General features: G+C 70.2%; 15 protein-coding genes. 10 read left to right on the top strand and 5 right to left on the bottom strand.

All coding sequences use genetic code 11. The features are described 5' to 3' along the window. The first annotated feature begins 254 nt into the window (after positions 1-254). From ASF49_RS08960 to ASF49_RS08980, 5 genes are all read left to right on the top strand, one after another. Entirely contained in the window at positions 255-551 is a 297-nt protein-coding gene (locus ASF49_RS08960; RefSeq protein ID WP_056470968.1) for a hypothetical protein, read from the top strand. Between the two features lie 791 nt (positions 552-1,342). Next, positions 1,343-1,585, top strand: a complete 243-nt coding sequence (locus tag ASF49_RS08965; protein ID WP_162240964.1) for a helix-turn-helix domain-containing protein — start codon at positions 1,343-1,345, stop codon at positions 1,583-1,585. A gap of 102 nt (positions 1,586-1,687) precedes the next feature. After that, complete coding sequence (locus ASF49_RS08970; RefSeq protein WP_056470975.1) at positions 1,688-1,957, top strand: hypothetical protein; 270 nt, start codon at positions 1,688-1,690, stop codon at positions 1,955-1,957. A 70-nt stretch (positions 1,958-2,027) separates the two neighbouring features. Further along, entirely contained in the window at positions 2,028-2,261 is a 234-nt protein-coding gene (locus ASF49_RS08975; protein WP_056470978.1) for a DUF2171 domain-containing protein, read from the top strand. A gap of 78 nt (positions 2,262-2,339) precedes the next feature. Next, a complete protein-coding gene (locus tag ASF49_RS08980; RefSeq protein WP_056470982.1) occupies positions 2,340-2,624 on the top strand; it encodes a hypothetical protein in 285 nt (94 codons plus the stop codon). Positions 2,625-2,852: 228 nt separating this feature from the next. Here the strand turns inward: ASF49_RS08980 and ASF49_RS08985 are convergent, their stop codons facing one another. The 3 genes from ASF49_RS08985 to ASF49_RS08995 are packed head-to-tail and all read right to left on the bottom strand — an operon-like array spanning position 2,853 to position 5,468. Continuing rightward, positions 2,853-3,647, bottom strand: coding sequence for an ABC transporter ATP-binding protein (locus ASF49_RS08985; RefSeq protein ID WP_056470985.1), 795 nt, complete (start codon positions 3,645-3,647; stop codon positions 2,853-2,855). Between the two features lie 16 nt (positions 3,648-3,663). Then, positions 3,664-4,467, bottom strand: coding sequence for an ABC transporter permease (locus ASF49_RS08990; RefSeq protein ID WP_056470988.1), 804 nt, complete (start codon positions 4,465-4,467; stop codon positions 3,664-3,666). Between the two features lie 8 nt (positions 4,468-4,475). Then, positions 4,476-5,468 carry an ABC transporter substrate-binding protein gene (locus ASF49_RS08995; protein ID WP_082511050.1) on the bottom strand — a complete coding sequence of 331 codons (993 nt, stop codon included), beginning with the start codon at positions 5,466-5,468 and terminating at the stop codon, positions 4,476-4,478. Between the two features lie 114 nt (positions 5,469-5,582). On the opposite strand from ASF49_RS08995, the gene ASF49_RS09000 reads away from it, so the two are divergent. From ASF49_RS09000 to ASF49_RS09015, 4 genes are all read left to right on the top strand, one after another. After that, positions 5,583-6,521 (top strand): 3-hydroxyacyl-CoA dehydrogenase NAD-binding domain-containing protein, encoded by a 939-nt coding sequence (locus ASF49_RS09000; protein ID WP_243214888.1) that lies wholly within the window; start codon positions 5,583-5,585, stop codon positions 6,519-6,521. Positions 6,522-6,583: 62 nt separating this feature from the next. Next, on the top strand, positions 6,584-7,579 hold the full coding sequence (locus ASF49_RS09005; RefSeq protein ID WP_056470991.1) for an NAD(P)-dependent oxidoreductase: 996 nt from the start codon (positions 6,584-6,586) through the stop codon (positions 7,577-7,579). 333 nt (positions 7,580-7,912) lie between these two features. Further along, positions 7,913-8,848: a dihydrodipicolinate synthase family protein gene (locus ASF49_RS09010; protein ID WP_056471107.1), complete on the top strand. Its 936-nt coding sequence runs from the start codon at positions 7,913-7,915 to the stop codon at positions 8,846-8,848. A gap of 22 nt (positions 8,849-8,870) precedes the next feature. Then, positions 8,871-10,589, top strand: a complete 1,719-nt coding sequence (locus ASF49_RS09015) for an IlvD/Edd family dehydratase (RefSeq protein ID WP_056470995.1) — start codon at positions 8,871-8,873, stop codon at positions 10,587-10,589. 78 nt (positions 10,590-10,667) lie between these two features. Here ASF49_RS09015 and ASF49_RS09020 read toward each other — a convergent pair whose 3' ends face one another. After that, complete coding sequence (locus ASF49_RS09020; protein ID WP_056470997.1) at positions 10,668-11,516, bottom strand: GDSL-type esterase/lipase family protein; 849 nt, start codon at positions 11,514-11,516, stop codon at positions 10,668-10,670. Between the two features lie 228 nt (positions 11,517-11,744). Between ASF49_RS09020 and ASF49_RS09025 the strand changes: the two genes are divergently transcribed. After that, complete coding sequence (locus ASF49_RS09025; protein WP_243214890.1) at positions 11,745-12,545, top strand: fumarylacetoacetate hydrolase family protein; 801 nt, start codon at positions 11,745-11,747, stop codon at positions 12,543-12,545. Here the strand turns inward: ASF49_RS09025 and ASF49_RS09030 are convergent. Then, positions 12,526-13,776 carry a CaiB/BaiF CoA transferase family protein gene (locus ASF49_RS09030; protein ID WP_056471005.1) on the bottom strand — a complete coding sequence of 417 codons (1,251 nt, stop codon included), beginning with the start codon at positions 13,774-13,776 and terminating at the stop codon, positions 12,526-12,528. The two genes, ASF49_RS09025 and ASF49_RS09030, sit on opposite strands and share 20 nt — an antisense overlap. Between the last annotated feature and the right edge of the window lie 140 nt (positions 13,777-13,916).

Genomic DNA, 13,916 nt, shown 5'->3' on the forward strand with positions numbered 1-13,916 from the left:
TCTGGTACATCGAGAACCAGAGCCTGCGCCTCGACATCCAGATCCTCGTGCGCACCGTCCTGGCCGAAATCACGCGCCGAACCAACGCGTTCTGAGCGGATCCTCACGCCCGGCCCGAGCATCGCCCGACATCCCGGCCGCGCGCCGACGCGACCGGCCGGACGTCTCCGAAGCCGGACTTCACCAAGCCGGCGCGATCACGATATGCTGGCCTGCAGCCGACTCACGACCCGCCTTCACGCAGAGCGCCCTCGATGCACGCCTCCCACGCCTTCGGCGCCAAGTTCGAGTCCCTCCGCGGGGCGATCCGGCGGAACGTTCAGGTCGTCCGTCTGGCCGCCGCCGTGGAGATGAGCAAGCCGCGCACGCGCGGCACCGGCTACGCGCTCCTCGCCGTGGGCGTCGCGCTCGGGGTCCTGATCTCGTTCCTGCTCCAGTTTCTCGCCGTCCTGGTGATGATCGCGCTGGGCTACGCGCTGGGCTACGCGGCCCGCTCCTACGTCTCCAAGCGTCGCCGGGACCGCTTCATCCAGGAACGCCTGATGCGCTGATCCGCTCGCGCGGAACGCTCGTCGGAAAAGGAGGAGGGCGGAGCGGCCAGGTTGCCCATCCCGCCACCACTCAGAACGTCGACCTCGAAGGCGCGAAGCAGGGTTGATCGGCCGACGATCAGGTGGCCCTGTTGCGCGCGCCCGAACGCACTGCCAACCCGCAATGCCCGGCGGGCGACGCCGCCCGCCGCGGCGGCACCGATGATCCCGGCGCCGGATGCGGGCGCGACGGCTGGCCATTCGCCCGCCGAAAGTCGAGGCCCCGCTCCGCGTTCTACCAATCGACCGCGAGTGAGGCCAGCCGCCGGCGGATCGATCCCGGCTTGCCCGTCTCAGAGAGGGCGGGAGGCGCGCATGCGGACCAGTTCCATCGCCGCGAGAGCCATGGGGATGCCGATGAGGGCGAGGGCGAAGAAGAGAGACATGCGGGACCGTCCGATGCGTCGGTTCGAGGCAGGCTGCTCGGGTCCGGGCGACGAGCCAGAGGCCGGATCCTGCCCAGGGATCAGCGTCAACGCCGGACCGGGGGAGAGGGTTTCGCGCACGCCCCGGCCTCGGCGCGGAGGGCCGACGGGCATGCCGCCGGGACCGGGTGCGCGTACATCCGGCGTCACCCGATCCGGCGGCATGGCCGTCGCCGGTCAGGCGCCGCGAGGCCGCCACCGGCTTGATCGGACCCTGACGCATCATGGTTAAGGATCGATGACGGCGCGGGAGGACCGAACGCCCGGCCACGCGCCAAACGCCGCAGAGCCTGACAGCCGGTCGATGCCGCACGCCATATGGTGGGCATGTCCGATCGGGCCGCCGAAACGCGCACCCTCCTGATGAACCTCGCCCGGAACCTGCGCGCCGCCCGGCTGCGCCTCGGCCTGCCCCTCGAAGACCTCGCCTACCTCGCGGAGGTCGAGATCTCGACGATCCAGGCCGTGGAGCGGGGCGAGGGCGACGCCGTCGACCTCGCGGCCCTCGGCCGGCTGGCCTGGGCGCTCGGCGTCACGCCCGACGACCTGATCGCACCGCCGGGCGGATAGGCCCGGCCATCAGGCTCCGTAGAGCGGCGGCCGGCCACTTCAAGAATGTCGCCTGCGATCAAGCTTTGCTATTCGCCCCAGACGAGGACGGGACGAGGACGAATGGCGGCAGAGATCGACAGGCGGGTGAGCGGCATCCGGGCGAGCGACTCGCGGGCGATGCGCCTGCGCCGGCTCTGGCGGAGCCAGGACGCCACGCTGCGGTCCAGCGGGCTCGCCCTCGGCCGGCCGGTTCTAGCCACGATCCGGCCGGCCATGGCGGGGCCGGAGGCGTCCGAAGTCCCGGCGCGCGGGCTCACGGCCCGCGAACTCATCAACATGGCCCGCGCAGCGCGGCGCGACGGTGCGGACCCGACCGGCGCCGATCCCTGACGCAGCCCCGTCCGGCGGCTGGAACACCGCCACGCCGCTCCCGTTGACCTCGCAACAGGGAGTGATGCCGATGGTCGATGTCTCGCAGATCAAGGAACATGCCGACGTCGTCGGTTCGGACGGTGCGCATGTCGGCACGGTCGATCACGTCGACAAGGGCGAGATCAAGCTGACGAAGAAGGACCCGGAGGCGGGCGGCCTCCACCACTTTATCCCGGTGGATTTCGTCCAGTCCGTCGAGGGCGACACCGTGCGGCTCGACCGCTCGGCCGAGGAGGTCAAGCGGGAATGGTCGACCTCCTGATCGCCCTACGCCGCTTCGCCGAGTCCGCGGGCGACCGGGCCCGCGCATCCGTGGCGCCGACCCGAAGGAGGAGAACGCATGGCTGACGTCATCACGGGTGATTTCGGCACGAGCCGGGAGGCCCTGGCGGGCCTGGAGCGCGTCTTCGGAGATGCCGCCGGCCTGCGCGTCGGCCTGCGCCGCATCGAGGCGCCGCACGGCGACGAGCTTCAGATCACGGTCGGTGCGCAGGCCTTGTCGGTTCCGCGGCCCGTGGCCGTCGTGCTGGCCAACGCCGCGGGCGAGGACGAGGCGGACCGCATCGGCAAGGCCGTCCTCGAAGCGCTTCGGTTGTCCGAGGGGCTGCGACCAGACCGGTACTGAACAGGGTTCGCCGATCAGGCTCCGTTTTTCTTCTTGCCAGCCACCGCGAGAACGGCTTTCATCTTCGCGCTGCCCGTGCTGGTCCTCGGGTGATTTGCAACAACCTTCGGCGCCCGCGGCCCACCGGCCTGCGGGCGTTCTTGTCTCCGGATGGCGAATCGCCGGAGGGCAGATCCATGGCCCGGAACGTCCGGGGCCGGACCCCGACTTTCCGACGGCGACGCTCCCTCAGTCCACCGCCGTGCCGTGCAGCTCCGCGCTGGTGAAGCGCTGCTGCTCGGCCATCACCAGCCCGGCGAGTTCCCGCTTCAGGGCGTTGAACTCGCCCGAAGCGGTGTCGCGCGGCCGCGGGATCTCCACCGTGATGTCGCGCTTGATGCGCCCCGGCCGGTAGGTCATCACCAGGATGCGGTCGGCGAGGTAGATCGCCTCCTCGATGGAGTGGGTGACGAAGATCACCGTCTTGCGGTACTCGGCCCAGATCCGGAGGAGCTCGTCCTGCAGGGTGCGCCGGGTCAGGGCGTCGAGGGCTCCGAAGGGCTCGTCCATCAGCATCACCGGCGGGTCGAGGGCCAGGATGCGGGCGATGGCCACGCGCTGGCGCATGCCGCCGGAGAGGTCCTTCGGATAGCGCTTGCGGAAATCCGACAGGCCCAGGGTCGCCACGATGCGGTCCACCGTGACCGTGGCGTCGGCGCGGGGCACGCCCCGGATGTCGAGGCCGAAGCGGACGTTGTCCTCCACGTTCATCCAGGGGAACAGGGCATATTCCTGGAAGACCATGCCCCGGTCCGGCCCCGGCTCGGTGACGGGGCGCCCGCCCATGGTAATCCGCCCTTCGCTCAGCGGCGTGAAGCCCGCGATGGCGTTGAGCAGGGTGGACTTGCCGCAGCCGGACGGCCCGAGCAGGCAGAGGAACTGCCCCTCCGGCACCGTCGCGGAGATGTCGTCCAGCGCCGGCACGGCGCCGGCTCCCGTCCCGAAGACCTTGCTGGCCCGGGCGATCTCGATCTGCGCCGACATGGTGAGGCGTCCCGGTTCAGCGTTCAAGGCCGCGATGCCAGCGCAGGAGGTGGTCGTTGAGGCGCGACATCGCCCCGTCGATGATGAGGCCGAGGATGCCGATGGTGAGCATGCCGCCGATGATCTTGTCGGACCACATGTATTCGCGGGCCTCCAGAATGCGGTAGCCGAGCCCGTCCGAGACCGCGATCATCTCGGCCACGATCACCACGATGAAGGCGGTGCCGATGCCGATCCGCATGCCGGCGAGCACGAAGGGGCTCGCCGCCGGCAGGATCACCCGGCGGAACATGGTCCAGGAATTGGCCCCGAGGTTGCGGGCCGCCCGGATGTAGATCGAATCCACCTGCCGCACCCCCGCGATGGTGTTGACCAGGACCGGGAAGAAGGTGCCCAGCGCGATCAGGAACAGGGCCGGCGGGTTGCCGAGTCCGAACCAGACGATGGCGAGCGGGATGTAGGCGATGGGCGGGATCGGCCGCAGGATCTGGAGCAGGGGGTTGAACAGCGCATAGAGCCGGTCGCTGGTGCCGAGGAGGAGGCCCACCGGCACCGCGAGGCCGGCGCCGACGCAGAAGCCCATGATCACGCGGGTGAGGCTCGCCACGGCGTCGTGCGGCATCTCTCCGGAGAACATCCAGTGCCAGTAGCTCTCGGTGGCCGGATCGTAGGGCAGGCCGGGCAGAAGTCCGGAATACCACTTCATCGCCACCGCACTCGGCGGCGGCAGCACGACGGGGGAGAACACCCCCACCCGGCTGAGGATCTCCCACAGCACGAGTAGGACCAGGGGGACGATGGCGCCGCGAAGCCGGTTCATGCTGGCGCTCAGTTCGTCTTGAGTTCGGCCTTGGCCTTTTCGAGCAGGTCCGTCTTCACCCATTCGGCGTCGGATTTCGGCGGGTTGACCATCTTACCCAGCCCGTATTTCATCATGTAGTCGGTCGTGGTCTGCATGTGCCCGGCCGGCACGTCGTAGGTATACTTGGCGTTGGCCATGCCGTCGCGAAAATCCTGGCTCGAGAGCTGGCCCTTGAACACGGTCTCGCGGACGTACTTCTCGGCCAGCGCCGGGTCGTCGATGAAGGCCTTGGTGGCGGCCACGAACAGCTTGAGCACCTTGGCGGCGACCTCGGGACGCTCGTTGTACATCTTCTCGGTCATCACCAGGGGGCGCACCGGCACCCCGATGGGGGTGTCGTAGGGCTTGACCACCTCGGTGGCGTAGCCGGCGCTGATGGCCTGGGTCGATTGCGGCTCGCTCTGGCAGATCACGTCGACGTATTTCTGCGACAGGGCCTGGTTCAGGTCGGCGTAGTTGTTGAAGTAGATCAGTTGCACGTCCTTGCCGGCCCGCTCGGACCAGGTCATCCCGTGCTTGTCGAGTTCGGCCAGCAGCATCAGGTCCTGGGTGCCGCCGCGGACCGTGGCGACCTTGAGGCCCTTCACGTCCTTCAGGGTCTTGACGCTGTCGAGGTCGGGCCGGCGCAGGATGCGCACGCCGCCATTGGCGAAGCCTGCCACCACGTAGAGCTTCACGCCGTTGCCGCGCGCGGCCACCGCGCCGTCGGCGCCGGAGGCGGAGATGTCGATCTGGTCCACCGCCATGGCGGGGTAGATGTCGGCGCCCTTGGCGAAGACCTTCTCGTCGATCTTCAGGCCGAATTTCGGGGCGATCTCCTTCATGTAGGAGATGGCGCCGTAATGGGCGAATTTCAGGTTGCCGAGGCGCACCACGTCCTCGGCCCGGGCGCTGCCGAGGGCTCCCAGGGTCGCGAGAACGAGCAGGGCGGCGCGCGTGGTCGCGTGGCGCTTGAACATCGGTGTCCTCCGGTCGCGGGTCGTGTCGCCCACTTCGTCCGACGGGAAAACGGTCGGTACGCGGTTGAATAAGCGTATTCTGGATTCGAAAGTAAACCCGCCGGGGAGAGAGTTTTGACAGCCATTGAAACGGATGAAATTCAGCGGGTCACCGTGCTGGGCTGCGGCACCCTGGGCGCCAGCTGGGCGGCCCTGTTCCTCGCCCACGGGCTCGACGTGGCGGCCTGCGATCCGGCACCCGGGTTCGAGGCGGGCGCCGCCCGCGCGATCGAGGCGGCGCGGGCGCAGCTGGCCGAGCTCGGCCTGAGCGGGCAGGGGTCCCTCCGCTTCCACGACCGCCTGGAGGACGCACTCGCCGGCACCGGCTTCGTGCAGGAGAACGCGCCGGAGAACGAGGCGGTCAAGCGCGCGCTGCTGGCCGAGGTCGATCGCCTGCTGCCTCCCGCGATCCTCGTCGCGTCGAGCACCTCGGCGATGCTGCGCAGCGCCCTCGTGGCGGATTGCGCCCGGCCCGAGCGGATCCTGGTGGCGCACCCGTTCCACCCGCCCCACCTCGTACCCCTGGTGGAGATTGTGGCCGGCGAGGCCGCGGTGGCGGCGCGGGCGGCCGCCTTCTACGCCCGGCTCGGGCGCCGGCCGGTGGTGCTCACCCGCGAGATGCCGGGCCACATCGCCAACCGCCTCGCCTCGGCCCTCTACCGGGAGGCCGTCAACCTCGTGGCCGAAGGAGTGGCGAGCGTGGCCGACATCGACGCCGCCCTGTGCAACGGCCCCGGCCTGCGCTGGGCCGCGATGGGGCCGCACATGACCTATCATCTCGGCGGCGGGGAGGGCGGCATCCGGCACTATCTCGACCATCTCGGCCCCAGCCAGGTCCGGCGCTGGGCCAGCCTCGGGACGCCGGAACTGACCGAGGCCGTGAAGGACCGGATCGTGGCCGGGATCGAGGCGGAGGCCGCCGGCCGCTCGCTCGCGGTCCTGGCGGAGCGCCGCGACCGCGCCCTCATCGAGATCCTCAAGGCCCGCACGGAGGTGGCCGGGCACGACCCCTGAGCCGGCGCCGGCGCACGACGAGCGATCCCCGATCCACCCCCATCCCCGAAGGCAGCCAGAGCGTGAGCGCATCCCGGCCCGACCGATCGCCCGGCCTCAGCCCCCTGGTGGTCCTCACCAATCCCATCCACCCGGACGCCGTCGCCCTGCTCTCGGGCGCGGCCCGGGTGGTCACCGCCGCGGACACCCGGCCCGAGACCCTGCGGGTCCTGGCGGCCGAGGCGGCGGGCCTGATCGTGCGGGCGCAGCTGCCCGACGACATCCTCGACCATGCGCCGCACCTGCGCGGCATCGTCCGCCACGGCGTCGGGCTCGACTTCGTGCCCCTGGAGGCGGCGACCGCCCGCGGCATCCCGGTGGCCAACCTGCCGGGCAGCAACACCCGGGCGGTGGCCGAGTACGTCTTCGCGGCCCTGCTCCACCTGCGCCGGCGGCTCGGCCCCCTGGACCGGACCCTGCGCGAGAGCGGCTGGCTCCCGGCGAAATCCCTGGCGAGCGATCTCGGCGAGATCGGCGCGACGACGATCGGCATCCTCGGCACCGGCGGGATCGGCCGCCGCGTCGCCGCCATCGCCCGGCACGGCTTCGGCATGCGGGTGCTCGGCCATTCCCGCAGCGGCGGCACCGCCGGCGGCCTGATCGAGCCGGTGGACCGCGAGACCCTGTTTTCCGGAAGCGACGCCGTCGTCGTCGCCTGCCCGCTGACGCCCGAGACCCGCGGCCTCGTCGATGCCGGGCTGATCGGCCGGATGCGGCCCGACGCCGTGCTGATCAACGTGGCGCGCGGCCCCATCGTGCGGGACGAGGCCCTCGCGGCGGCCCTGCGGGCCGGAGCGATCGGGGGTGCGGCCCTCGACGTGTTCGCGACCCAGCCGCTGCCCGCGGACCATCCCTACTTCGCCTGCCCGAACCTGCTCCTGACCCCGCACGTCGCCGGCACCAGCGCCGAGAGCCTGCGGGTGATGGGCCTCGGGGCCGCCGAGGCGATGCTGTGCATCCTGCGCGGCGCCGAGCCGCCGAACCTCGTCAATCCGGAGGCCCTTCGGCGGAGGGACTGATCACGGCCGCTCGCTCGCGCAGCCGGGCCGCCGACGGTCCGTTCGCCCGGGCCGGCAGAACGTCGCCGGCCCCCGCTTATCGTCGCCTCCGCAAGCCTGTAGAACGGCCTTCCGCCGGAGGGAGGAACCGACCGCCCCCGGACCACGCCTCGACCGTCCGTCGGGAGCGATCGACGCGGAGGACATGGCCGATGGATCCCGGATTGCGCGCCACCGCCACGGCCCTGGCGGCCGCGGGCGCCCGGGTCGATGGCGGGATGATCCCGAGCGTCTGACGCGCGAGGCCCCGGCGCGGCCGCGCGGGGGCGAACAGGCCTTTCGATGGAGGACACCATGGCTCTCACCAGCGCGATCAAGGGGGTGATCCCGATCGCCCCGACGCCGTTCCACCCCGACGGCCGGGTCGACGACACCTCCCTCGACCGGATGTCCGAGTTCTTCCTCGGCGCGGGCATCGACGGCCTCACCATCCTGGGCCAGCTCGGCGAGGCCCCGAAGCTCGACCCTGCGGAGGCGGTCGCCATCGCCCGCCGGGTCATCGGGCGCGTGGACGTGCCGGTCCTCGTCGGCGTCTCGGCCCCAGGCTTCGCCGCCATGCGCTCGCTCGCCCGCGAGGTGATGGAGCTGGGTGCGGCCGGCGTCATGATCGGGCCGCCCAACACCCTGCGCACCGACGACCAGGTGGTGGCCTATTACCGCAACGCCGCCGAGGCGATCGGCCCCGACGTCCCCTTCGTGATCCAGGACTATCCGCTGACCTTCTCGGTGGTGATGACGCCCGCCGTCATCCGCCGGATCGTCACCGAGAACCCGTCCTGCGTCATGCTCAAGCACGAGGACTGGCCGGGCCTCGACAAGATCACCGCCCTGCGCGGCTTCGAGCAGGACGGCTCGATGCGCCACATCGCGATCCTCACCGGCAATGGCGGGCTGTTCCTCGACTTCGAGATGGAGCGCGGCGCGGACGGGGCCAACACGGGTTATGCATTCCCGGAGATGCTCGTCGAGGTCGTGCGCCTGTCGCGGGCCGGGGAGCGCGACGCGGCGCACGACCTCTTCGACGCGCACCTGCCGTATCTGCGATACGAGCAGCAGCAGGGCCCCCTGGGTCTGGCGGTGCGCAAGTACGTCTTCCAGAAGCGCGGGATCTTCGCCTCGGACGCCCAGCGCAAGCCGGCCGCGAGCCTGTCGGCCCAGGGCCGGGCGGAGGTCGACTACCTGCTGTCGCGCATCGCCCGCGTCGATCCGCGCGCCCGCGTGGCTCCCTGACACCCGGAACGGGACGAGCATCATGACCAAGAGTCTGCGCAAGGGCCTCACCAGCTACGGCGACGCGGGCTTCTCCCTGTTCCTGCGCAAGGCCTTCATCAAGGCCGCGGGCTACTCGGACGACGCCCTCGACCGGCCCATCGTGGGCATCACCAACACGGCGAGCGACTACAATCCCTGCCACGGCAACGCTCCGGCCCTGATCGAGGCGGCCAAGCGCGGGGTGATGCTGGCCGGCGGCCTGCCCATGGTGTTCCCGACGATCTCGATCCACGAGAGCTTCGCCCACCCGACCTCGATGTTCCTGCGCAACCTCATGGCGATGGACACCGAGGAGATGCTGCGGGCCCAGCCGATGGACGCCGTCATCGTCATCGGTGGCTGCGACAAGACCCTGCCGGCGCAGATCATGGCCGCGGCGAGCGTCGACCTGCCCACCGTGGTCGTCGCCGTCGGCCCCATGGTGGTGGGCCACCACAAGGGCGAAGTGCTCGGCGCCTGCACGGATTGCCGCCGCCTCTGGAGCGCGCACCGGGCCGGCGCGATCGATGAGGCCGAGATCGAGGCCGTCAACAGCCGGCTCGCCCCGTCCGTCGGCACCTGCATGGTGATGGGCACGGCGAGCACCATGGCCTGCGTGACGGAAGCGCTGGGCCTCGCCCTGCCCCTGAGCGCCACCGTGCCGGCGCCGCATGCCGAGCGCATCCGCATCGCGGAACTCAGCGGGCGCCGCGCCGCCGAGATGGCGGTGTCGGGCGGGCCCCGGCCGAGCGAACTCCTGACGCCCGCCGCTTTTCGCAACGCGCAGGTGGTGCTCCAGGCGATCGGCGGCTCCACCAACGGCCTGATCCACCTCACCGCCATCGCCAACCGGACGCCGCACGGCATCGACCTCGACGCCTTCGACGCTCTCGGGCGCGCGGTGCCGGTGCTCGTCGACCTGAAGCCCTCGGGCCAGCACTACATGGAACACTTCCACCATGCCGGCGGCATGCCGGTCCTCCTCCGGAACCTGGGATCGCTGATCGACCTCGAGGCCGGCACGGTCGCGGGCGGGACCCTGCGCGACGTGGTGGCGGCGGCCGAGGCGGTACCGGGCCAGACGGTGATCCGCGCCGCCGGTGATCCGATCAAGCCCGTGGGCGCCATGGCGGTCCTGCGCGGCAATCTCGCCCCGCGGGGCGCCCTGATCAAGCACAGCGCCGCGAGTCCGGACCTGCTCCAGCATACCGGCCGGGCGGTGGTGTTCAGCTCCATCGCCGACATGACCACCCGGATCGACGACCCCGACCTCGACGTCGGGCCGGACGACGTCCTCGTCCTCCAGAACGGCGGGCCGAAGGGCGCGCCCGGCATGCCGGAGGCGGGCTACCTGCCGATCCCGAAGAAGATTCTGGCGTGCGGCATCAAGGACATGGTGCGCATCTCCGACGCCCGCATGAGCGGGACGGCCTTCGGCACCATCGTCCTCCACATCACGCCGGAATCGGCGGTCGGCGGCCCCCTCGGCCTCGTCCGCACCGGCGACCGCATCCGCCTCGACACCGCCGGCCGGCGCATCGACGTGCTCGTGGACGACGCGGAGCTCGAAGCCCGCCGCGCCGCCCTCGGCCCGGCCCGGAGACCGGACTGGGCGCGGCGCGGCTACGCGCACCTGTTCTACGACACGGTGCTGCAGGCGGACGAGGGCTGCGACTTCGGTTTCCTGCGCGCCGCGCCGGCGCGGGACAACGCGCCCTGATCCGGTCTCAGCGCAATCGGAGCTGCCAGGCTCATCCCGGCCGGCACAGCCTCTCCGGTCGACGCGATGCGGGAAGGCCTATCGGATGCTTCGCAGCAGATCCACCCAGAGCTGATACCCCGCGCCGTTGAGATGAATGCCGTCGAATGTATAGGCCCTGTCTAGATCCCCATCCTGATCTACCAGAACACGATGGACGTCGATAAACTGGAATTTATTCTGCCTGCTGTAATCGATCAGCAAGAAGTTCAGTTTTCTGACATCATCGTTGCTGCGATACTGAAACTTGACCTGATTGTTGACTGGCAGGACCGATTGGATAACGATTTTGCTGGAAGGACTGTCTGACAGGATCCGTTTCACGATCAACGCGATATTGGCAAAGACCTGCTCCGGCTTTCGCGACGCCAGATCGTTGATCCCAATCATGAGCATCACCGTCCGCGGCTGGATCTTCTTGAGGCCATCCAGTCGGCTCAGCACTTGGTCGGTCGTTTCGCCGTCGACACCCCGGTTCTTGATGTGGGGATCGTGCAGCAACTCGCTCCACTCCGCCTGATGCGTGATGGAATCGCCGATGAAGATGATGGCCTCCGGATCGTGGACGTCGACGGCTTCCAGCATCTCCCTCCGTCCCTGGCTCCATCCCGATACGTCGCTGCCATACCTGATTTTGAAGAGAAGATACGATGGTCCGCCAAGCTTGTTGACCACGAATAGGGTGGCGGCGATCAGAAAAGCCAGGGACATAGCCTGAACGGCGACAAGCACGAGCAAGATCCGCGGCTTGTCTTTGACAAAACTGATGACTGACATATTACAGGCCCTGATGCCCAAAGGTTGATCAGAGACAAGCATTTCCAAGGACATTTCCTTGCGCTCACGAGTCCCTAGAATCACCATCAGGTCTGCCAGGAACAAAATCAAGGATCCATCTCACTATATCCAAGCCATCATTTGACAATCGAAAAGCAGGTTTGCCTCGATACCGGTCCTCATGAATGGACGTACGGTTCAATCGGCTCTGCGGACGGCGTGCCAGGCTCCTGAGCGGTTTCGCAATCGGAATGGCACCAAGACGGACGATTCTTGCCTCCGCGAGGACGAAAAATCCGCTAGAGCCTGGGCCTTCCCGACTCCGCAAAGAGGCCCGCCATGCCCGAAGTCATGTCCGAAGCGATCCCCGAAGCCTTCGATCCCCAGCCCGCCGCGGACATCCTGCTGGCCGCCTATGGCGAGGGGCGGCAGTTCGCGGAACTGCCCGAGGCCGTGCGTCCGCGGACGATGGCCGAGGGCTACGACGTCCAGGACCGGCTGGTGGCGGCGCTGGGCGCCGAGACCGCCGGCTGGAAGCTCGCCATCGGCAGCCACAGGGGCAAGCGCGGCTCGGGGGTCGGCCGCTCCATCGCCGGGCGGGTGCTGCGGAACCGGCTCCACGGCGAGGGGGCCGAACTCCGGATGCCGCATGCCGGGGCGGTGACGATCGAGTTCGAGATCGCCTACGTGATCGCCCGCGACATCGCCCCCGACGCCCCCGCGGTCCCGGCCGCCGAGGTCGTCGGCGAGACCCGGGCGGCATTCGAACTCGTTCTGTCCCGCTACTTCGATCGGCGTGCCGTCGGCTGGCCGAGCTTCGCGGCCGACAATTCCGCCTTCCAGGCCCTGGTTCTCGGTCCCGTCTTCGCGACGGGAGACCTCGCCGAGGTGGGGCGCAGCCTCGTGGTCGAGGTCGACGGCGTGGAGCGGGTCCGTGCCGTGACGGGGGAGGACGAGACCGATCCGCTGGCCGCCCTCACCGACCTGATGGCCGTGGCGCGCGAGCGCGGCCTGACGATCCCCGCCGGCAGCATCGCCTCCACCGGCACGCTCTCGGTGCCCTTCGACCTGACGGGACCGGGCCGGATCACAGCCCGGTTCCTGGGCCAGAGCCTCGGGTTCACGCTCCTGCCGGTCTGAGCGGGCCGCCCATGGGGCGCTCCGCTTCCGCCGCCCGCCGCGCCTCGCATTCCGCCCGGATCTCGGCGCTCGATGCCCCGAGGGCGGGCGGCATGCGGCGCACGGGCAGGCGCTCTCCGTCGAGGCGGTAGGGCGGGGCAAGGACGTGGGCGGCGGGCGAGGCGTCGCCGCCCTGGGGCAGAACGAGGTCGCCGGCGCGGGCCCGGTCGGAGGTCAGGGCCTCGTGCAGGCCCAGCACCTCTCCGCAAGGGATGCCGGCCGCATCGAGCCGGGCGAGGAGGTCGGCCCGGGTCCAGCGGGCGAGCTCCGCCTCGATCGCCGGCAGGAACTGCGCCCGGTTACGCGAGCGCTCCAGGTTCGTGGAGAAGCGCGGATCGCTGGCGAGGTCCGGGCGCGCCAGCACCTCGTCGCAGAGGCGGCGGTACTGGCCGTTGTTGCCCACCGCCAGCACGATGGGCCCGTCCCCGGCCTGGAACACGCCGTAGGGCGCGATCGACGGATGGGCGTTGCCGGCGCGGACGGGGTCGTGCCCGCGCACCATCGCCTCCAGGCCGCAATAGGCCGTGAGCGCCAGGCCGCAATCGAACAGGGCGAGCTCGATGTGGCGGCCGCGCCCGGTGCGCTCGCGCTCGAACAGGGCGGCGAGCACCCCCTGCGCCGCGTATTGCCCGGTGAAGAGGTCGACCGCCGCGACGCCGAACTTGAGGGGCGGCCGCTCGGCCTCGCCGTTGAGCGCCATCAGGCCGGCCTCGCCCTGGACCACGATGTCGTAGCCCGGGCGGGTCGCCTCCGGGCCGTCCGAGGCGTAGCCGGAGATCGAGCAGTAGATCAGGCGCGGATTCTCGGTGCTGAGGGCCGCGTAGCCCAGGCCGAGGCGATCCGCGCCCCCGGTCTTGAAGTTCTGCACCACCACGTCGCAGGTGCGGGCGAGATCGCGCGCCACGGCCAGGCCCTCCGGGGAGGCGAGGTCGAGGGTGATCGAACGCTTGTTGCGGTTGGCGGCGTCGAAGTACGAGGTGTTGGTCGCCCCCGTGCGCAGGCCCCAGTCGCGGGTGTCGTCGCCGCGCTCGGGGTGCTCGACCTTGATCACCTCGGCGCCGAGATCGCCGAGGCACATGGCGCTCCAGGGTCCGGCGAGCACGCGCGAGAGGTCGAGCACGCGGATGCCGTCGAGCGGCAGGGGCCGCGGGAGTGTACGGGGGCCGTCCTCGCGCGCCGTCGTCTCGGCCATGGTGGGGTCTCCCTCTCGTGTAGGCGGCACCGGGTCCGGCATCCGCGACGGTGCTTCGAGCCGCGCCTGTCTATCAGGATTTCGGCCCGCCCCGAGCCCGCAGCGGAGTCCGGGTCGCACAGGTGGCCTCCGCGGCGCGG

It is taken from the genome of Methylobacterium sp. Leaf104 (assembly GCF_001422885.1).
Lineage (GTDB): Bacteria > Pseudomonadota > Alphaproteobacteria > Rhizobiales > Beijerinckiaceae > Methylobacterium.